This window comes from Mesorhizobium sp., assembly GCF_017306585.1.
Classification (GTDB): Bacteria; Pseudomonadota; Alphaproteobacteria; order Rhizobiales; family Rhizobiaceae; genus Mesorhizobium.
In genome coordinates this window covers 65,693-84,523 of record NZ_JAFKIC010000107.1, presented here as the reverse complement: position 1 = coordinate 84,523, position 18,831 = coordinate 65,693, and the positions used below count along the sequence as shown (strand labels likewise).

The 18,831-nt window shown below is 64.1% G+C and carries 20 protein-coding genes; 13 read left to right on the top strand and 7 right to left on the bottom strand.

What is annotated here, in order from left to right:
• The first annotated feature begins 208 nt into the window (after window positions 1–208).
• A complete protein-coding gene (locus tag J0I79_RS04670) occupies window positions 209–1,009 on the top strand; it encodes an alpha/beta fold hydrolase (RefSeq protein ID WP_292855435.1) in 801 nt (266 codons plus the stop codon).
• A 105-nt stretch (window positions 1,010–1,114) separates the two neighbouring features.
• Window positions 1,115–1,723, top strand: a complete 609-nt coding sequence (locus J0I79_RS04665; RefSeq protein ID WP_292855434.1) for a hypothetical protein — start codon at window positions 1,115–1,117, stop codon at window positions 1,721–1,723.
• A 22-nt stretch (window positions 1,724–1,745) separates the two neighbouring features.
• Here the strand turns inward: J0I79_RS04665 and J0I79_RS04660 are convergent, their stop codons facing one another.
• Window positions 1,746–4,535 (bottom strand): autotransporter domain-containing protein, encoded by a 2,790-nt coding sequence (locus tag J0I79_RS04660; RefSeq protein WP_292855433.1) that lies wholly within the window; start codon window positions 4,533–4,535, stop codon window positions 1,746–1,748.
• A 140-nt stretch (window positions 4,536–4,675) separates the two neighbouring features.
• Between J0I79_RS04660 and J0I79_RS04655 the strand changes: the two genes are divergently transcribed.
• A complete protein-coding gene (locus tag J0I79_RS04655) occupies window positions 4,676–5,818 on the top strand; it encodes a hypothetical protein (protein WP_292855432.1) in 1,143 nt (380 codons plus the stop codon).
• Between the two features lie 18 nt (window positions 5,819–5,836).
• On the opposite strand, the gene J0I79_RS04650 is transcribed toward J0I79_RS04655, so the two are convergent.
• Window positions 5,837–6,775, bottom strand: coding sequence for a metallophosphoesterase (locus J0I79_RS04650; RefSeq protein WP_292855431.1), 939 nt, complete (start codon window positions 6,773–6,775; stop codon window positions 5,837–5,839).
• A 53-nt stretch (window positions 6,776–6,828) separates the two neighbouring features.
• Here J0I79_RS04650 and J0I79_RS04645 point away from each other — a divergent pair, with 53 nt between their 5' ends.
• Window positions 6,829–7,326: an NUDIX domain-containing protein gene (locus tag J0I79_RS04645; protein ID WP_292855430.1), complete on the top strand. Its 498-nt coding sequence runs from the start codon at window positions 6,829–6,831 to the stop codon at window positions 7,324–7,326.
• Here J0I79_RS04645 and J0I79_RS04640 read toward each other — a convergent pair whose 3' ends face one another.
• On the bottom strand, window positions 7,327–8,319 hold the full coding sequence (locus J0I79_RS04640; RefSeq protein WP_292855429.1) for a glutathione S-transferase family protein: 993 nt from the start codon (window positions 8,317–8,319) through the stop codon (window positions 7,327–7,329).
• Between the two features lie 265 nt (window positions 8,320–8,584).
• Between J0I79_RS04640 and J0I79_RS04635 the strand changes: the two genes are divergently transcribed.
• The 5 genes from J0I79_RS04635 to J0I79_RS04615 all read left to right on the top strand — a co-directional run bounded on the left by J0I79_RS04635 (window position 8,585) and on the right by J0I79_RS04615 (window position 12,128).
• A complete protein-coding gene (locus tag J0I79_RS04635; protein ID WP_292855428.1) occupies window positions 8,585–9,109 on the top strand; it encodes an N-acetyltransferase in 525 nt (174 codons plus the stop codon).
• 74 nt (window positions 9,110–9,183) lie between these two features.
• Complete coding sequence (locus J0I79_RS04630) at window positions 9,184–9,945, top strand: 3-hydroxyacyl-CoA dehydrogenase (RefSeq protein ID WP_292855427.1); 762 nt, start codon at window positions 9,184–9,186, stop codon at window positions 9,943–9,945.
• Window positions 9,946–9,952: 7 nt separating this feature from the next.
• Complete coding sequence (locus J0I79_RS04625) at window positions 9,953–10,738, top strand: HugZ family protein (RefSeq protein ID WP_292855426.1); 786 nt, start codon at window positions 9,953–9,955, stop codon at window positions 10,736–10,738.
• A 155-nt stretch (window positions 10,739–10,893) separates the two neighbouring features.
• The gene (locus J0I79_RS04620) at window positions 10,894–11,238 is read left to right on the top strand and encodes a metalloregulator ArsR/SmtB family transcription factor (protein WP_292855464.1); all 345 of its coding nucleotides are present in this window, start codon (window positions 10,894–10,896) and stop codon (window positions 11,236–11,238) included.
• Between the two features lie 95 nt (window positions 11,239–11,333).
• A complete protein-coding gene (locus J0I79_RS04615; protein ID WP_292855425.1) occupies window positions 11,334–12,128 on the top strand; it encodes an RNA methyltransferase in 795 nt (264 codons plus the stop codon).
• Between the two features lie 20 nt (window positions 12,129–12,148).
• On the opposite strand, the gene J0I79_RS04610 is transcribed toward J0I79_RS04615, so the two are convergent.
• Window positions 12,149–13,330 (bottom strand): hypothetical protein, encoded by a 1,182-nt coding sequence (locus tag J0I79_RS04610; RefSeq protein ID WP_292855424.1) that lies wholly within the window; start codon window positions 13,328–13,330, stop codon window positions 12,149–12,151.
• A gap of 141 nt (window positions 13,331–13,471) precedes the next feature.
• Window positions 13,472–14,053, bottom strand: a complete 582-nt coding sequence (locus tag J0I79_RS04605; RefSeq protein ID WP_292855423.1) for a DUF1134 domain-containing protein — start codon at window positions 14,051–14,053, stop codon at window positions 13,472–13,474.
• Window positions 14,054–14,394: 341 nt separating this feature from the next.
• Here J0I79_RS04605 and chpT point away from each other — a divergent pair, with 341 nt between their 5' ends.
• Both chpT and J0I79_RS04595 read left to right on the top strand, forming a co-directional pair.
• Window positions 14,395–15,024 (top strand): histidine phosphotransferase ChpT, encoded by a 630-nt coding sequence (gene chpT, locus J0I79_RS04600; protein ID WP_292855422.1) that lies wholly within the window; start codon window positions 14,395–14,397, stop codon window positions 15,022–15,024.
• A gap of 243 nt (window positions 15,025–15,267) precedes the next feature.
• Entirely contained in the window at window positions 15,268–15,636 is a 369-nt protein-coding gene (locus tag J0I79_RS04595; RefSeq protein ID WP_056578130.1) for a response regulator, read from the top strand.
• Window positions 15,637–15,730: 94 nt separating this feature from the next.
• On the opposite strand, the gene ctrA is transcribed toward J0I79_RS04595, so the two are convergent.
• Window positions 15,731–16,426 (bottom strand): response regulator transcription factor CtrA, encoded by a 696-nt coding sequence (gene ctrA / locus J0I79_RS04590; RefSeq protein WP_006203583.1) that lies wholly within the window; start codon window positions 16,424–16,426, stop codon window positions 15,731–15,733.
• Between the two features lie 451 nt (window positions 16,427–16,877).
• On the opposite strand from ctrA, the gene J0I79_RS04585 reads away from it, so the two are divergent.
• On the top strand, window positions 16,878–17,255 hold the full coding sequence (locus tag J0I79_RS04585) for a flagellar export protein FliJ (protein ID WP_140705050.1): 378 nt from the start codon (window positions 16,878–16,880) through the stop codon (window positions 17,253–17,255).
• Window positions 17,256–17,355: 100 nt separating this feature from the next.
• Here the strand turns inward: J0I79_RS04585 and J0I79_RS04580 are convergent, their stop codons facing one another.
• On the bottom strand, window positions 17,356–17,754 hold the full coding sequence (locus J0I79_RS04580) for a helix-turn-helix domain-containing protein (RefSeq protein ID WP_292855421.1): 399 nt from the start codon (window positions 17,752–17,754) through the stop codon (window positions 17,356–17,358).
• An 89-nt stretch (window positions 17,755–17,843) separates the two neighbouring features.
• On the opposite strand from J0I79_RS04580, the gene J0I79_RS04575 reads away from it, so the two are divergent.
• A complete protein-coding gene (locus tag J0I79_RS04575; protein WP_292855420.1) occupies window positions 17,844–18,770 on the top strand; it encodes an NADP-dependent oxidoreductase in 927 nt (308 codons plus the stop codon).
• Window positions 18,771–18,831 lie beyond the last annotated feature (61 nt).

The following is an 18,831-nucleotide window of genomic DNA, read 5'->3' as shown; positions in this document are numbered from 1 at the left end:
ATCAGGCTGTTGGACCAACGGAATTGCTGAGCACCGCGCTCGCGCAACGGAGCGCCAATCCCGTTGGTTTGCCGGCTTTCGTCGTGCCGGCCCGTCAGATAGCAGCTTCCCATCGGCAAGCAGTCGCGAAAACTTTACTGGTCATGATGCTGGACAAGGAGCAATCCAGCCACATTTGAAGCTTTCCTGCAGTTAACATCCCACTTTCATGACCTCATCGCTCTATTGCGCCGAACAGGGTATTGGCTCGAGGACCATCGTGCTGCTGCACGGCTTTGGCGCTTGCCACGATGTCTGGCGCGATGTTGTCGCCGTGCTCGCGCCCCTGGCCCGTACGCTTGCCTACGATTTGCCTGGGCATGGCCTGTCGTTGGATTTCCCCGGCGCCGGCCCGGCGAAAATCGCGGCCAGGGCCGTGCTGGCCGACCCGGCGGTGCGCGCGGCCAGACGTATCCACCTGGTTGGCCATTCGATGGGTGGAGCGGTGGCGACCCTGATGGCCCTGATCGAGCCCGCGAAAGTGGCATCGCTGACCCTGCTGGCGCCGGGCGGCTTCGGCCCGGAGATCAATGGGCCGCTGTTGCGCCGCTATGCAGCCGCCAGCCACCTGCCGGAGATCCTTGCCTGCCTTGAAGCAATGTCCGGCCCCGGCAGCCCGCCCGCGCTTGGTACGGCCCACATGCTGCACGAAATGCGCGACCGGCCGGGCCAGTTGGAGAAGCTCGTCGAGATCGCCGGCGCCATGACGAGGGACGATCGGCAAGGCGTCATCCCGCGCGATCAGTTGGACACGCTGTCCATGCCGGCGATGGCGGTGTGGGGAAGCGACGATCCGGTGCTGCCCTCCACCCAGGCCGATGATCTGCCACCGCACTTCCACGTCCATCACGTGCTGTCGGCAGGCCATATGCTGATCGAGGAGGCTCCCGATCTGGTCGCCAGGATCATCCAGCGCAACATCAACCGCCGCGCCAGGCCCGTGCGCCCGAAACTTGCCGAGGCCGGCTGACCGCGTCTTCGGGCCGGCCCACCCCCTGATCCCCTCGATCGCGCCAGTGCATTTTGCCGGCGGCTGTGTTAACTGCCTGTTAACCAAACCCGCGAGGCAACGCCGATGAAGGATGCAGGCGAGAAGATCGACCAGTCGAGGAAACTGTCCGACGCCATCCGTGACGTGAAGAATGCCTTCGCCGACCGCGACGATGTCGTCGTCGACATGCGCGAGGCGCATCGCATGCGGCTCGATCTGCTGGCCGCCGAACTGGCCCCCGTCTTCGCCGATGTGCCTGCCGATATCGACAGTTTCGACTTTGTCGTCTCTTCGGGACTGCAACCGCGCCTGTGGATCGACGCCGTCAGCCATGTCGCGATGGGGCGCGACCGCCGCACCTACCGCTTCCTCAAGGACACCCGCATCGGCCGCGTGGTGCTCGCCGAATCGACCGACATGAAGCCGGTCGCCGATTCCGTGACGCGCTATGTCGCCGAGCGCATCGTCGAGCGTCAGAGGATGATGGAAGGCGGGGTCGAACCTGCCGTGGCCGGAATGAAGCGCGCCGATGTGGCGGAAGCGGAACCGCCGCTGCGGGCCGCGACGCGCGGCAAGGGCTGGTCGGCTTTCCTGTCCGGACTTGGCTTGATCGCCGCCGGCGCTTTGGTTGGCCTTGCGGTATCGGTCGCCCTCTTCTGGGACCGCATCACGGCCATGAAGATCAGCTTTTAGTTCCGGCTGCGGTTTTCGTGATTCAAAACCGCAGCGTGAGCGTGCCGCGCAGCGACTGGTCGGTACCGCCCGATCCGAATTGCCCATTGTAGGAGACACCGAGCCTCGCCGACGGACTCAGCGCCAGGTCGAGACCAACTTCGGCGATGGCCGCGCTGCCGGCCATTGGCACTCCGGCGATGTCGAACGGTGCTCCACCGGGCAAACTCATGGTTGCGACCGGGCTGGCGTCGCCAAAGGCATGACGCCAGCCCAGCACGCCATGCAAGGCCAGCCTCGTGTCTCGGGCAAGGTCGACATCGGCGCCCACACGCACCCCCAGCGTCGTCAGCGCGACATTGTCATGGCTGCCCTGAACGCCAAGCCCGGCCTCGCCGCCACTCTCGGCGAAGCCATCCGACGAAAGCCTGACATAGGCGAGATTGGCGAAGGGTTCGAAGGCGATATCCTTGCCGGCGGCCCGCGTCGTCGCGATTCTGTAGCCGAGTTCCCCGAAGGCCTGTGCCGTGCCGGCGTGATATCCGCTTTTCAGGGTCTCGGCGAACCCGCCGAAGGCGACGGCCCGTTGCGCCGCAATGTCGTGCCACGTGTAGGCAAGACCGGACCGCAGGGCGATGTCCCCCCATTCGGTCCCGGCATAGACGCCCAGATGATAGTCCTCGCTGGTTGCCGATGAGCCCCGCTCGCCGGCCTCGATCGTCGAGCGGCTGTAGCCCCCGATCAGGCCGATGCGCCAGCCGGCGCCGATGGGACCGTCCGCACCGCCCAGGAAGCCGCCGATGTCACGGCTGACGGCAGCGGCATTGCCATCACTGTCCCGGTGCCCCCACGCTCCGAGACCACGCAGCCAGAAGCCGCCGCTCCCGTCCGACGGGTCTATCTCAGAGTTACCGTCGGCATAAGCGAGCGCGGGCGTCGGCACTCCGCCCACATCCGTGAAGGCAGCACGCAACCGATCGAGCATCGTCTCGCGAACGAACCGGCTGTCTTCCATCAAAACTGTCCGCGTCGAGGCATGGATTTCCCCCGAGACCATGTCGAAGGCAGCGCGAGCCGAAGCCGCATCGAGGGGCAGGATCGCGTCGTAGATCGGGTTTCCCGAAGCCAGCGACTCGACGCCGTGACCGGCGGACCGCTCGTTGGGCGTGCCGCCGATGGCGCCGAAATCGATGCTGTTGCGGTCGAGCGTCAGATAGACGTTGTTGGCGTCATAGGTCAGGCTCGGCGCCAGGAAGGCGAAATTCGACGTGACGCCGGAAAACGCCCCGCTGAGCCCGCCATTGGCGGTCAGGATGGTGTAGGTCGTCGCCGGTGCATAGTTGCCCGCAGCCGCCAGCACATTGACCGTGCCGCCCTGGATCATCGCGGCTCCGGTCGAAACCACCTTGTCGGCATGGCCGGCATCGTCTGCCTCCACCGCGAAGAACGATCCCGGCGCCAGGGTCAGCGCGCCGGTCACATTGAGCGTACCGATCGAATTGCCGGGCGCAAGCGTGCCGCCGGAACCTATCGTGGTCGCCCCGGCAACGGTGCCGGTGCCGGCCAGCGTGCCGCCCGACAGCACCTGTATCTGCGGGCTGGCGAGTTGCCCCTCGATACGCAGCACACCGGCTTGGACCGTCGCGCTTGTCGCAAAGGCACCGACGCCCGTCATGGTCCAGTCGGCGCCTTGCATCGACAATGTCTCGAACCCCAGAAACCTGGCCGCGCTCTCGGTGCCGGTGCCGAGCAGCACGAGATTGTCCGTGCCGCTGCCGCCCTGCACGTTGCCGCCAAGCGCCGATCCCGTATCGAGGCTGAGCGTGTGCGTGCCGGCGCCCTGGAACTTGATGGCCAGGCCGCCTGTAAGGCTGCCGATGTCGCCGCTGTTGGTGACACTGCCGGCGCCGTTGAACAAAATGCCCGCATCGGAGCCATCGGTCGAACTGGAGCGGATGGTTCCCGTGTTGACGATGGTCGCACCGGCATCGACCTCGATCGCCGAGCCGCCGCCTTGCGCCTTGGAAGCTTCGAGATAGCCATTGTTGGTGATCGTGCTGGCGCCGGTATACGTCCAGACCGCATTGTAGGCGCCGAGGATCCGGCCGCCCGAATAATTGGTCAAGGTGCCGGCCTGCAGCGACACGCCCGTCGCGTAGCCGCTGTCATTGCTTTGGATGAGGCCGTAATTTTCGACAGTGCGGCTTGTCCCTTGAACCACGGCAACGGCGTTCGATCCGCCATGACCCTGGATGATGCCCGTCGCCAGATTGGTGACGGAGCCGCCATTCCAGAGCCCGATCGACTGGCCGCTGCTGGTGATTGTCCCCGCATTCGTCACCGTACCGACGACCGGATCGTTCTCGCCAAGAACGATGGCGCCGCTTATGGTGGCGCCGAGCTTGTTGTCGACCGAGGCGATAGTGCCGCCCTGGATCCAGATCGAATTGACGACCCCGCTGACGGTCCCGTAATTGATGACCGATCCGCCAGCCTTGAGAAGCGTGTAGCCTATCGTGCCGTTGTTGGTCAGCGTCCAGGCATGGCTTGTCGCGCAGATCGCCGGAAATGTATTGCAGTGCAGGGTGAATGTCGTGTTGCCGACCGTGACGCCGGCTTCGACCTTGGCGGTTGTCCCGACATAGGCGTCGAGCGAGATGCCGTTATTGGTGCTGGCGGCGATGTCGACATCGTCGGCGAGGCCCGCCTGCGGCCACGCCAGGGCGGCGGCAAGGAAAACCGCCGCCGACCTTGGATACCTTCCACTCGCAGCAACTGGCCGGTGATAAGGCGCCACGCCGTTTGATGTATCGTCCCATCCCAGTTCAGACATGCCGCCCCCGCGCAAGCCAGGATAAACCCCTGCGCCGAGCGGTAGCCCAGCTTGGTTGGCCATACGCTATTCAAATCGATAGTATCGCGGCGTGAGGCCCGTGCGATGAGGGGTGGGGTATGGTCGCAGGCAGTCCGCGCATGGCAGACACGGAAACGCGTTTTCTGGACGCGCTCTATCGCGGCGCCACGGAGGATGCCAGCTTGCGTGATGCGCTGGTCTTCGCGCAGGCGATGTTCGATTGTCAGGCGGGCGCGCTGGTATCCATCGATACGCGCATGCCGATGCTAGGCAGCCTCGCCCTGACCAGCGGCGTGCTGAGCGAACACGAACGCCTTTACGCCGAGCAGTTTTCCGACATCGACCCAGCGCCATCGATCTTTGCCGGTCTGGCCCCCGGCGCGGCTTCGAGCACGGACAGGTTGATGAGCAGGGACATGCGTCTCAACGATCCGTTCGTACAGGAATTCTTTCGCCCCATCGGCCTCGTCGAGACGCTTGGCGGCACGCTGTTGCGCGACCGGGCGCGATTCTCGCTCATCGGTCTGCAGCGCGGCAGCGACCGGCCTGGCTTCGACGATGATGACATCGCCCGGCTCGAGCGATTGATACCTCATATCAGGCGCGCCCTGCAGCTGCGTCAGGCCTTCCACCGCATGGAAGCGAAGACCCTGGGGCTGCAGGCCGCGATGGACAGGCTGCCGGCCGGTATGGCGCTGCTCGACCAGCAGGGCAGCGCGATCTTCATCAATGCCGCCATGCGTGCCATCGTGCGCAAGCCGGACGGTCTGGCCCTCGACCGTTCCGGACGTCCCGTGCCCGCCAATGTCGCGGCGAGACGGCGTTGCGATGAGTTGCTGCGCGATGTGTCTCTTGGCGGCGCCGGCGGAATGGTCACCGTGCCACGGCCCAGTGGCGAACGCGATTATGTCGTTCTGGTCGCGCCGGGAACAGCTGTTCTGGCCGAGATGGACTGGGACCGGCGCGGCCGCGCCGGCACCATCGTCCTGGTCCACGATCCGGCGGGCCGGCCGCTCATGCCGGCCGAACTCCTCGAACAAGCGATGAATCTGCCGAAAGGAGCCGCACGGGTGGTGGCGGCACTGGCAATGGACGACGACCTCAAGAGTTTCGCGGAGCGCGAGGGCGTGACCATCCATACCGCGCGCTTCCATCTGCACACGGCACTTGCCAAGACCGGCGCCCGCACCCAGGTCGAGCTGGTCAGGCTCGCCATGCGGATATTGCGCGATATCGCACTGTCGTCCGGCGCCGCGCCGTAGGCCGAGCGGCTCCGTCGCTCAGCCGCGCCCAACGGCCTCAAGCGAGGCACCGGCATCCATACCCAGTTCAACCGTCTGCAGGTCGGACGGCGGCGTTGCCGGTCCTGTCAGGCCGCGCCGGGTCAGGCGGATGCGCCAGTTGCCCTTCTCACCATCGATGTCGAACAGATTGTACTGCGCCGCTGGATGCTTCCCGCCCGGCGCCTGCCCGGCGGCGGCGACCCCTACGACCGGAACCTTGGCGCCGCGAACCCCGATCTGGAACAGCGACGGCAGGTGCGAATGGCCGTGCAGGACGAGCTCGGCGCCATGCCGGCGGATGATCTTGTGGAAGCGGGCTATGCCGAACAGACGCTTGTGCTGCGAGACGGCGCCGCGCACCGGCGGGTGATGGATCATGATGGCGCGGAACAGGCCCTGTCCGGCGGTGTCGCGCAGGATCGCGCCGAGCCGTTCCGCCTGCCCTTCCATGAAGAAGCCGTTGGCCATGAAGGGTGCGGTGGCTCGCGCCGTCGAGACACCGATCAGCGCGACATTGCCGCGCACGCGCAGATAGGGAAACGCGTTGCGGTCGACCGGTGCGTTGACGCCGTCGCCGCTCATCCAGGCCGCCCAGGAGCGGCAGACCTTGTCGAAGGCGCCCGGCACATAGGCGTCGTGATTGCCCGGAACCACCGAAACATCGTGCGGCGGCCCCAGCGTTTCCAGCCAGTGTTTGGCCATCTCGATCTCGCCGTCGAGCGCAAGGTTGACGAGGTCGCCGGTGACGGCGAGATGGTCCGGGTTCTGCGCCTTGATGTCGGCCGTAATCGCATCGATCACGGCATCATGCATGTGGCGGCGGCGGTTGCGCTGCCAGTTCACATAACCGAGCACGCGCTTGGACGCGAGATCGCGATAGGATACATCGGGCAACGGGCCAAGATGGACATCGGAAATATGCGCGAGCCTGAACATGCACCTTTCATAGGCGACAGGCGCGCGCCTTTCCACCCACGGTTTTGCTATTGATGACGACCGATCCGGAAGCCGCTTTCCGCCAGACCGGATGGCCGGGCTTGAGGGCCCGTCTGTTCCACCTCTATTTCGTGCTGCGGCGGCCGATGACATTGGGCGTGCGCGGCCTCGTCCACGACAAGGCGTCCAATTCTGTCTTCCTCATCCGCCACACCTATGTGCCCGGCTGGCAGCTTCCCGGCGGCGGCGTCGAGGTCGGCGAGACGCTGGCCGAGGCGCTGGAGCGCGAGCTGGCAGAGGAAGGCAACATCAGGCTCACCGCCCCGCCTGTCCTGAAGTCGATGCATTTCAACCGCCGCTCCAGCCGCCGCGACCATGTCGGCCTCTATCTGATCGAGCATTTCGGCCAGACGGCGCCGAAACTGCCAGACCACGAGATCGCCGAGGCCGGCTTCTTCCCGCTCGACCGCTTGCCGGAAGGCACGACGCCGGCGACGCTGCGGCGGATCGCTGAGGTTTTTGGGAATGAGGTTGCTTCAGCCTATTGGTAGTCAGGCCACCGGCGTGCTGAACCGCCCCCGATCATGCGGCTCGCCATAGTCCAGTTCCGGCCCGACCGGCACGATCCGCGTCGGGTTGATCGTGTCGTGGCTACCGTAGTAGTGCGCCTTGATGTGGTGCAGGTTCACGGTGCCTGCGACACCGGGCACCTGGTAGAGGTCGCGCAGATAGTTCGACAGGTTCGGATAGTCGGCGATGCGGCGCAGGTTGCATTTGAAGTGCCCGACATAGACCGGGTCGAAACGCACCAGCGTCGTGAACAGCCGCCAGTCGGCTTCGGTGATGCGATCGCCAACGAGATAGCGTTGCTTCGACAGCCGCTCCTCCAGCGTGTCGAGCGCGGAGAACAACTCGCCGAACGCTTCCTCGTAGGCGGCCTGCGTAGTGGCGAAGCCGGCGCGGTAGACGCCATTGTTGATCGCGGGATAGACCAGCGCGTTGATCGCGTCGATCTCGCCGCGCGACGCTTCCGGATAGAAATCGACGTTGGCATCGCCCCATTCGTCGAAGGCGGAATTCAGCATCCGAATGATTTCGGAGGATTCGTTGGAGACGATGGTTTGCTCCTGCTTGTCCCAGAGCACCGGCACCGTCACCCGGCCGGAATAGGCAGGATCGGCCCGGGTATAGATCTGGTGCAGGAAGTCGAGGCTGTAGAGCGTATCGCCGGTGGCGCCGTCCTGCGCCAAGAACGCCCAGCCATTGGCGCCCATGAAGTGGTGGACGACCGACACCGAGATGATGCCCTCGAGCTTTTTCAGCGCCCGGAAGATCAATGTCCTGTGCGCCCAGGGACAGGCAAGCGAGACATAGAGGTGATAGCGGCCCGGTTCGGCCTTGAAGCCGCGCCCGCGGCCCTCGGCCGGCTTGCCGTCACGGGTGATCCAGTCGCGCCACTGCGATTGTGCCCGCACGAACTTGCCGCCGCTCTCCTTGGTGTCATACCAGCGGTCCTGCCATTTGCCGTCGACCAGTAATCCCATGGGAAGTCCTTTCGCGTTTCCCCAGATGTAGGACGCAATGCGGCAAGACGGAAATCGCCCAGGCTGAACAGATCGTCAATCGGATGGGCCAGCCAATGCGTCGATTGCAGAGGCGCAAAATTGATGCTAGCGGACAATCCGCATGTTCGACTTTGCCTTGATCCGGTTCGACCGACGACGAAAGGGCGCCCGCGCTTGATGAAGCGCTGACTGGCGAACGCTGCCGTTTGCAGCAAACCTTTCTCCTTACCGGAACGCAAAGACCATGAGCCTTGCCGACGTGAAATACCTGCCGGAAACTCCGGCGCATGACCCTGAAATCGAAGCCATCAACGACGAGGCCTTCGGCCCCGGCCGTTTCGTGCTGGCCGCCTACAAGATCCGCGAGGCCGGCGGCCACGAGCGCGCGCTGTCCTTCGTCGCGGTCGACGGCGACGTCGTCATCGCCTCGGTGCGCATGACCCGCATAGCGGCCGGCGCCGGCCGCGCCCTGATGCTTGGGCCGCTTGCGGTGCGCCCCGCTTTCAAGAATCTCGGCATCGGCCGCCGCCTGGTGGCGATCGCGCTCGAAGCCGCCGCCAAGGCCGGTGCACCGGCCGTCATGCTGGTCGGCGACGAGCCCTATTACGGGCCGCTCGGCTTCAAGCGCATCCCGCGCGGCCAGATCTCGATGCCGCGCCCCGTCGATCTCGACCGCTTGCTGTCGCATGAGATCATCCCGGGAGCGGTTGCGAGGCTCACCGGCGAGGTCGGCCACGCCAGCCAAGCCAGGATCGCAGAGCACGCCTAGCTTGACCTTGTTGGTCGAACGGGGCCTGATCAGTCCTCACAGGAAAGCTCGTTCTCGCAGGAAGGGATGACGCCATGAATCCGAACGGCCAGATCGCGATCGTGACCGGAGGAGGCTCCGGCCTTGGCGAGGCGACGGCGCGTGCGCTTGCCGCGAAGGGCGCCCGCGTCGCCATTCTCGATGTCGGCATCGACCGCGCTGCCAAGGTCGCCGGCGAGATCGGCGGCATGGCCGTCCAATGCGACGTCGCCAGCGCCGATAGCGGCGCCGCCGCCATCGCCGAGGCCGCGGCAAAACTTGGCGAGCCGCGCATCCTGGTCAATTGCGCCGGCATCGCCATCGGCGTGAAGACCGTCGGCAAGGACGGTCCCCATCCGCTCGACCAGTACCGCAAGGTGATCGAGGTCAATCTGATCGGCACCTTCAACATGATCCGCCTCGTCGCCGACCGCGCCGCCAAACTCGAGGCGCTGCAGGGCGGCGAACGTGGCGTGATCGTCAACACCGCCTCCGTCGCCGCCTATGACGGCCAGATGGGCCAGGCCGCCTATTCCGCCTCCAAGGGCGGCGTGGTCGGCATGACGCTGCCGGTGGCGCGCGATCTCGCCCGCTCCGGCATCCGGGTCTGCACCATCGCGCCCGGCATCTTCAAGACGCCGATGATGGCCGGCATGCCGCAGGAGGTGCAGGATTCGCTCGGCGCGGCGGTGCCCTTCCCGTCCCGGCTCGGCGAGCCGTCCGAATATGCCGCGCTCGCCCTGCACATCGTCGAGAACCAGATGCTGAACGGCGAGACCATCCGCCTCGACGGCGCCATCCGCATGGCGCCGAAATAGGCGAGGCATGTCCGTGGAAGACCGCAGGAAGGACGTGATCCGCGAGACCGATGCCGAGGCGGTGCAGTTGGCGAAAACGCTTCTGCGCAGTGCCCGTTACGGCGCGCTGGCAGTGCTGGAGCCGCAAACCGGCATGCCGCTGGCGAGCCGGGTGGGCGTAGCCACCGACATCGATGGCGTGCCGCTTATCCTGGTGTCGATGCTTTCGGCGCACACGCCAGCCTTGCTTGCCGATCCGCGCTGTTCGCTGCTGCTCGGCGAGCCCGGCAAGGGCGACCCGCTGGCGCACCCGCGCCTGAGCCTTGTCTGCCAGGCGACGCGCCTCGAACGCGGATCGGGCGACCACGCCCGGGCCGAGCGCCGTTATCTCAACCGCAATCCCAAGGCAAAACTCTATTCAGCCCTCGGCGATTTCTCGATCTTCCGCCTCGAACCGGCGCGCGCCAGCCTCAATGGCGGCTTCGGCAAGGCCTATCTGCTCGACCGGACCGATCTCGTCACCACAGGCTCCGTCGTCGAGGAGCTTGGAGCAAGCGAACAATCCGCGCTCGAGCACATGAACGCGGACCATCTCGACGCGATCGACGTTTATGCACATCATTTTGCCGGGGCCTCCGGCGAAGGCTGGACCATCGCCGGTTTTGACGCCGATGGCATGGATTTATCCCGCGGCGACGATGTTTGCCGGGTTTTCTTCCCGCAACCCCTGGTAAACGCAAGGGAATTACGGCCCGTTCTGGTCGATATGGCCCGCAATGGACGGACCGCCGCGCAGGCACAAGGCGATACTTAATCGCATTTGATCAAAAGCAACGCTTGAGATTTGGAAGAAATGATCTAGGCTTTGGCGGTGGTGCTGACTCGTCAGCCGCCTTTCACAAGTGAGTTTATGGATTCAGGCTCCATTGCCCCCATGGCGCCTCGATGAGCAAACAGCATGGGGCATTCATGGTCTCGACAAAGCTAATCGCCAACGCCGAATCGGCGGCCGAATTTCTCATGCTCATGGGCAACGAGAAACGGCTATTGATCATGAGCTATCTGATCGACGGTGAAATGTCGGTCGGCGCCATCGCCGAAAAGGTGATGCTGAGCCAGTCCGCCCTTTCCCAGCACCTGGCCAAGCTGCGCGCGCTCGACCTGGTTGAGACCCGCCGCGACCGGCAGATGATCTACTACTCCTGCAAATCCGACGCGGTACGCGAACTGCTCGTCATGCTGGATGGTATCTTCGGCGACGGCAAGGAAGACCTGTCGCAGATGGCACAGAGATTGCGCCGCGCCGGCACTTGACCGGGCCGCTTCGCTGCCGCTTACCTCACCGACGATTTCCGGAGCCTGGCTCGTGTCCGCAACACGAACCAGGCTTTGATCATTGAGCGGAGACCATGGAGCCAACGCGCATCGACGATCCACGCGATCCTCGCGTGGCTGCCTATCTCGACATTCGCGAACGCGATCTCGCCGGCCGGCAAGGCCGCTTCGTCGCCGAGGGCAAGGTGGTGCTCGACCTGCTTTTGTCTTCCGCGCGCTTCGGCGCGGAATCCGTTCTGGTTCTGGAGAACCGGCTCGCTGGCCTGAACGACATATTGCGCAAGGCACCCGCCGACCTGCCGGTCTATGTCGTCAGCGGCGCGGTGATGGACACCATCGCCGGTTTCCACATGCATCGCGGCATTCTGGCCATCGGCCGCAAGCAGGCGCCGCAGCCGGCGGAGGCCTTGCTCGAAACCTTGCCCGCACGCGCCCTCCTCGTCGTGCTCGTCGGCATCGCCAACCACGACAATATGGGCGCGATCTTCCGCAACGCCGCAGCCTTCGGCGCCGACGCGGTGCTGATGGGTTCAACCTGTTGCGACCCGCTCTACCGCAAGGCAATCCGCGTTTCGGTAGGCGCGGCGCTCAAGGTTCCTTTCGCATCCTTCACCGACACGCCAGGCTTCACGGCGGAACTCGGCCGCCGAGGCTATGACCAGTTCGCGCTATCGCCGCGCGGCCGGACCGACATACGCGACGCCCGGCGCGGCGAACGCCTTGCGCTCTATCTCGGCACCGAGGGTGAAGGACTGCCCGAAAGCCTGCTCGCCACGCTGCAAACGGTGCGCATCGCCATGTCGCCAGGTTTCGACAGCCTGAACGTGGCGGCCGCGTCAGCCATTGCGCTGCATCATTTTTCGCGCTGAGGGGCGCATCGGGAAATGCCTCAGTTCGCGGCGGCCTTCTGCAGGTCGCGCACGCGGTCGGCGAGGCTGCGGTCGCCGCTGTCGGGCCGGTTGTCCTGGGGCGCGGCCAGCGCCTTGGCGATCGGGGAATCCGGCCCTTCGAGCTTGGCCGTGAGGTGCACGACCTCGGCAGCCAGTTCGTTCATCTGTTCACGCAGCGCGGCGCCGCCATTCATCGGGCCCGACGGGGCCATCGCGCCGAGATCGGCCTTCAGCCGCTTGTTCTCGCGCGCCAGCGCCGTCAGCCGCGTCTCCAACCGTTCGCGATCGCTCTCGAGCTTGGCGATCGCCCGGTCGACGTCATCGCGGCCGGCGGCATCGGGATGCCTTCCCTCCCCATTCGGCGCCGGCTCATCCGGCCGTGCTTGATTGGATTTGCCGACGAGCCGCAGGGCCGGGCCGCCGTCCTCGGCCTTGGCTTTTTCACGCAGCCGCACCAGTTCCTTTTCGCGGCGATCGAGCTTGTCTTCGCGGTCGGCGAGCGTCGCCAGCAGCCGCTCGACCTTCTTGTCGAGTTCAGCCCCCCGTTTCTTCTCGGCCTTCAGCGCTTCGCGGGCGGCCTTGCTTTCGGCCGCGATTTCCTGCTGACGCCGATCCGCCTCCTTGCGCTGTCCGCGCAGCAGCGCGATATCGCTGGCGAGCTTCTGCAATTCGGACTCGCGCGCCACGAGTTCGATCTGGCGGCTGCTGGAGGCAAAACTGGCATCGTCATACATGTGCTCCAGCTTCTCCAGTTCGAGCGCCCGCTTTTCCAGCTTGCGTTCGGTTTCCTTGAGCCGGTCGGAAAGCTGATGCAGTTCCTCTTCGCGCTGCCGCAATGCCTCGTTCTTGGCGCCGAGATCCGCGAGCGCCTGGTTCTTGTCGGTGCGCTCGACAGCCAGCCCCTTCAGCGCTTCGCGGCCGCGATTGATCTCGACGAGTTGTTCGGCCGCCTTCTCGCGCAGCGCCTTGACGTTCATCTCCAGGCGGCGCGTCGACATGGCATATTCGGCCCGCACCCGGTCCTTGTCGGCCTGAATCTCGGACTGCGTCAGCGGGATCGAGGCTTCGATGCGCCGCCGCGTCAATGCGACGGCCCGCCGCCAGACCGCCGGCGCGATGATGAGCGCCAGAAAGCCGGCACAGAGAAAGCCTAGGGCAAAGAACAGAACCGACTGAACCAAAGGACTACCCGCTATCGACGGCCACTTGAACCGGACCGTACCACATTGGGATGGCGGAAATCCGGCGCCGCGGCAAGGGCCTGCCGCGGCGCATAGGGGGTCATGGACCTACAAATCACGTTGTGGTTGCAACAAAGAGGCTCAGAACGGGTTCCAGGTCGCTCGCTCGGTAAGCTTGAGATAGCCGAGGTTGACGCCGAGCCGCGCGCCGACACCGGTGCGGATCGGCACCAGCAGCACATTGTTGTTCTTCAGCACATTGAAGCCGACCCCCGCCACCACATAGGCCGAACCGGCGACGCCGCCATAACGGTTGTAGAGGTTGCCGACATCGTCGAGGTTGTAAACCAGCATCATCACCCGCGAGCCTTCGCCGCCGAAATCCCAGCCCAGCGACGGGCCCTGCCAGAACACTTTGTGGTCGCCGGCATTCTTGGTGTAGAGCGTGCCTTCGCCGTAGGTCAGGCCGCCGATCAGCGCGCCGGACCCTTCCTCGCCAAGTAGATAGCCGTTTGGCAGGCCGTAGGAGGCGAAAATCTTCTCGACCACCGTGGCCAGGCCGCCCGACGTCGCCCCGAAAAACTTGTGGCCGGAATCAATGATTTCCTGAGCGGTGTACTCCTGGGCTCGCAGGGCTGAGGTCGAGAAGACGAGAACGCCCAGGAGCGTGACCGCCAGTGAGAGGACACGGAGAAAGCTCCGGTCGTAGTATCGGGAAAACATGCTTCCAATCTCCGTCAGGGAGCATTTTCGCCGACGCCTCGCATCCGTACGGCTCTTTAGGCGGCCGTTAAGGATGACTGTTAGGGGCAAACTATGCCGTAATTCTTTTTCAACCATTAACTCGCACAGGAAGATGGCGGTTCGAAGGCTGGCTTTGGGGATCGCGCGGTGCCTCGAGCCTGCGCGAACACACCATTTGCCCCGACGACAATTTTGGGTTTGTTGCTGTACGTACGAGTGCTGTGTATTCAGAAAGCCTCGGGTTGGAGCGTGATTCGTGCGGGCGGCGCGATACCAGGTCGCCCGGTCACGACTAGTGGAATTTGCAGGGATTTTCACCGATGGCCGATCTGTTCACCCTTTCCGCCCCTGACCTGGCTGCACTCCTGTGCAGCCGCGTCTGCCATGACATCATCTCGCCGGTCGGCGCGATCAACAACGGGCTCGAACTGCTCGACGAGGGCGGCGCCGACGAAGACGCCATGCGGCTCATCCGCCAGAGCGCCAAGAATGCCTCGGCCCGCCTGCAGTTCGCCCGCATCGCCTTTGGCGCCGCCGGCTCCGCCGGCATGCTGATCGACACCGGCGACGCGGAAGCGGTTGCCATCGCCTTCCTCAAGAACGAGAAGCCGGAACTGACATGGAACGGGCCGCGCGCTCTGCTGCCCAAGAACAAAGTCAAGCTGCTGCTCAACCTGATCCTGGTCGCCAATGCCGCCATCCCGCGCGGCGGCAAGCTGGTCGTCACCCTCGAAAACCTCGAAACCGAGCCGCGCTTTTCGCTTTCGGCGGCCGGCCCGATGCTGCGCGTGCCGCCGAAATTCCTCGAACTGCATTCCGGCCACAAGCCGGAGGAACCGATCGACGCGCATTCGGTGCAGCCCTACTACACGCTGCTGCTTGCCCGCGAGGCCGGCATGACGATATCGATCCACGCGACGGCGGAAGAAATCGTGCTGTCGGCGGCCTGAAGGCGACCTTTCTTTTCGTAAAAACAAGTATTTCAGCTTGAAATATTGCTCCGGCATCTCGATGCCGGCGCAATGAGCTTCGCCGTATGGTCGAGAGCCAAGCATTGCAAAGAACAGCGCCTCGAAGAGCATCTTTGCAAAAATTTTACCTAAAGGCTTTTCGGCTTTTTTACCAGATCGGCCTATGGTGAATGCCGGACGCCCCGCCACAACCGGATTGCCAACCGGCAAAGAGGACCGGAAATGAAACGCTGCATGTTCGTCGATGATTCAAGCGTCATCAGGAAGGTTGCAAAACGCATCTTGGGCGGTTCCGACATGATGGTCATCGAAGCGGCCAGCGGGCTCGACGCGCTGGAAATGTGCGCCGCCGACATGCCCGACATTATCGTCGTCGACGGCGCCCTGCCCGACGTGCAGGCCGTCGACCTCATCCGTCGCGTGCGCGCCATGGAAAGCCCGATCAAGCCGCAGATCCTGATCTCGCTGGTCGAGCTCGACATCGCCTCGATCATGCGGGCCAAGCGCGCCGGCGCCCAGGGCTATCTTCTGAAGCCGTTCAATCGCCCTCAGCTGCTCGAGCGCTTCCGCACCCTGAAGATCGCCGCCTGACGCTGGGTCAGGCCACCCTCATCAGTAGCCCATGACGCAAAAAACCCGGCCGTAGCCGGGTTTTTCATCAGGGATGCCTGTAAGACGCCGGCGCTCAGGCGCTGACGCGGATGTCCTCGGGCTCGCGCAGCACATAGCCGCGGCCCCAGACGGTCTCGATATAGTTCTGGCCGCCGGACGCCGCGTCGAGCTTCTTGCGCAGCTTGCAGATGAAGACGTCGATGATCTTCAGTTCCGGCTCGTCCATGCCGCCATAGAGGTGGTTAAGGAACATTTCCTTGGTGAGCGTGGTGCCCTTGCGCAGCGAGAGCAGCTCCAGCATCTGGTATTCCTTGCCGGTAAGGTGCACGCGCTGGCCGCCGACCTCAACCGTCTTGGCGTCGAGATTGACCACCAGATCGCCGGTGGTGATGACCGACTGGGCGTGGCCCTTGGAGCGACGCACGATGGCATGGATGCGCGCCACCAGCTCGTCCTTGTGGAACGGCTTGGTCATGTAGTCGTCGGCGCCGAAACCGAGGCCGCGGACCTTGTCCTCGATGCCGGCCATGCCGGAGAGGATGAGGATCGGCGTCTTTACCTTGGAGAGGCGAAGCGTTCTCAAGACCTCGTAGCCGGACATGTCGGGCAGATTGAGATCGAGAAGGATGATGTCGTAGTCGTAGAGCTTGCCTAGATCGACACCCTCTTCGCCGAGGTCGGTCGTGTAGACGTTGAAACTTTCCGATTTCAGCATCAGCTCGATGCTTTGTGCGGTTGCACTGTCATCTTCTATCAGCAGAACACGCATTTCATTCCCCTTTTCTGCTGCCGGACCATTTCACGACCCGTCCTGCCCCGGAGCAGTGGTTGCCTTGTGCAGAGGCTGCCATTGAATGGTTAACAAAACCTAATTTCCCGTCCATGACGGTATCAGATTTTTTAACCCCTTTCTACACCCTCTTGAATCTAATAACGAATCACAGACCCAAATTCCTAATGCAACACATTAACAACCTGGACTAAGTGACTCCAGGGACTCATCGACGCAGCTTCCGCTTCGGCGGCCGGAATTTTTACCCGGCCTTAAGCCCTGACCCGTATGATTAACAATGCCCGTAAACGAATGGTTACCGTCGGCAAAAAACTTTAGGGTTTTGTTTCCCATAGTACCGGGAAACCCGGTGGAAACGGGCACCGCCTGAGCTTTTGCGGGCGGATGGACGATATGTGCGGGTGTGCGTTTCCGGGAGTACCGAATCATGAAGTCACGTGAAAACCTCGTTCGGCTGAAACAGTTTCAGGTGAATGAGAAGCGGCGCCAGCTGCTGCAGCTCGACATGATGATCGCCGAGTTCGAGCGCATGGCCGTCGAGCTGGAGCTTCAGATCACCGCCGAGGAAAAGAAGGCCGGCATCACCGACATCAATCATTTCGCCTATCCGACTTTCGCCAAGGCGGCGCGCCTGCGCCGCGACAATCTCAGAAATTCCCAAGGCGACCTCGCCCAGCAGCGAAGCGCCGCCGAATCATTACTCGGCGAAGCTGAAGCGGAGCTTTCCAAGGCCGAAATGCTGGAATCGCGCGACACCAAGATCCGCGAAGCTGAAACCGGCGGCCGCAGCGCCATGATCGGCTGAACCGGCCGGCATTCCCGTCACCTGCTTTGTCGCGGACGCGCACCCGTCCAGCGACAGCCTCGATCCGGCACCAGTCGAATCCCAGCCGGCAATTGCCGCCCTAGGCGGTCCATTCCCCATCATTGGCCGCAGCCGCCCTGGCGCGGGCATCCTTGATATCGGGCGCATGTTCTTCGGCCCATGACCTGATCTGCGTGAGCAATCCGGCAAGGTTCTGGCCGAGCTCGGTCAGTTCATATTCGACGCGTGGCGGAATGACCGGATAGACTTCCCGCCGCACCAGGCCATCGCGCTCCAGCACACGTACCGTCTGCGTCAGCATCTTCGGCGTGATGCCCTCGAGCTTGCGGGCAAGCTCGCCATTGCGCTGCCGGCCTTTGCGCAGCGCGCAGACCGCCAGATAGACCCATTTGCTGGCCAGCATCTCCAGCACAGTGTGCGAGGGACATGTGCGCCTGTACGCGTCGTAGCCGAAAGGGGAGTCGAAGTCACTATCCATGAGGTACCTATATATCACTGAGGTACATACTGGACAAGACGATATTACTATCCAAATGATAGTGGCACCAACCCAGCAGGAGAGATCCAATGCGTGCCGTTATCCAGAATTCCGTCGGCGGCCCCGACGTCCTCGTCATCTCGGAACAGCCCGACCCCTCGCCTAAGGCCGGCGAAGTCCTGGTCCGGGTCAGGGCAGCCGGCATCAACCCTGTCGATGGCGCCGTGCGCGCCGGTTACTACAAGCTGCTTGGCGAGCCGCCCTTCATTCTCGGCTGGGACATCTCGGGCACCGTCGAGGCGCTGGGTGCCGGCGTCACCGGTTTCAAGATCGGCGACGAGGTGTTCGGCATGCCGCGCTTCCCCAAGCAGGCCGCCGCCTATGCAGAACTGGCCGCCGTTCCCGCCGACGAGATCGCGCTGAAGCCGAAGGGCGCGGACCATATCCAGGCCGGCGCATTGCCGCTGGCAGGCCTCACCGCCTGGCAAGGCCTTGTGCGCCATGGCGGGCTGAAGTCCGGCCAGCGCGTGCTGATCCATGCGGGGGCCGGCGGCGTCGGCCATCTCGCCGTGCAGATCGCCAAGGCGCGCGGCGCCTATGTCATTGCCACTGCCAGCCCCGACAAGCTCGACTTCGTCCGCAAGCTCGGCGCCGATGAGGTGATCGACTACACCAAGGGTGACTTCACCAGCCAGGTCCACGACATCGACCTGGTGCTGGAGCCGATCGGCGGCGACCATGCCGATCGCTCGCTGAAGGTGCTGAAGCGCGGCGGCGTGCTGGTGTCGTTGCTCAATGTCAACGACGCCACGCGCGCCGACGGCAATTCGCGCGGTATCCGTGTCGAGCGCATGTCGGTAGTTCCCGACCGCGAGGGCCTCATCGAGCTTGCCCGGTTGATCGAGGCGAACAAGCTCGTCGTCCATGTCGCCCGGACCTTTCCGCTCGACCAGGCCGGGGCCGCCCACGCCTTCCTGGCCACCAGGCCGATCGGCAAGGTGGCGCTGACGGTCTGACCAGCGCTTCAGGGAGCGGGAAAATGCCTTGAAAAGCAAAAGGGCGCGGTAAACCGCGCCC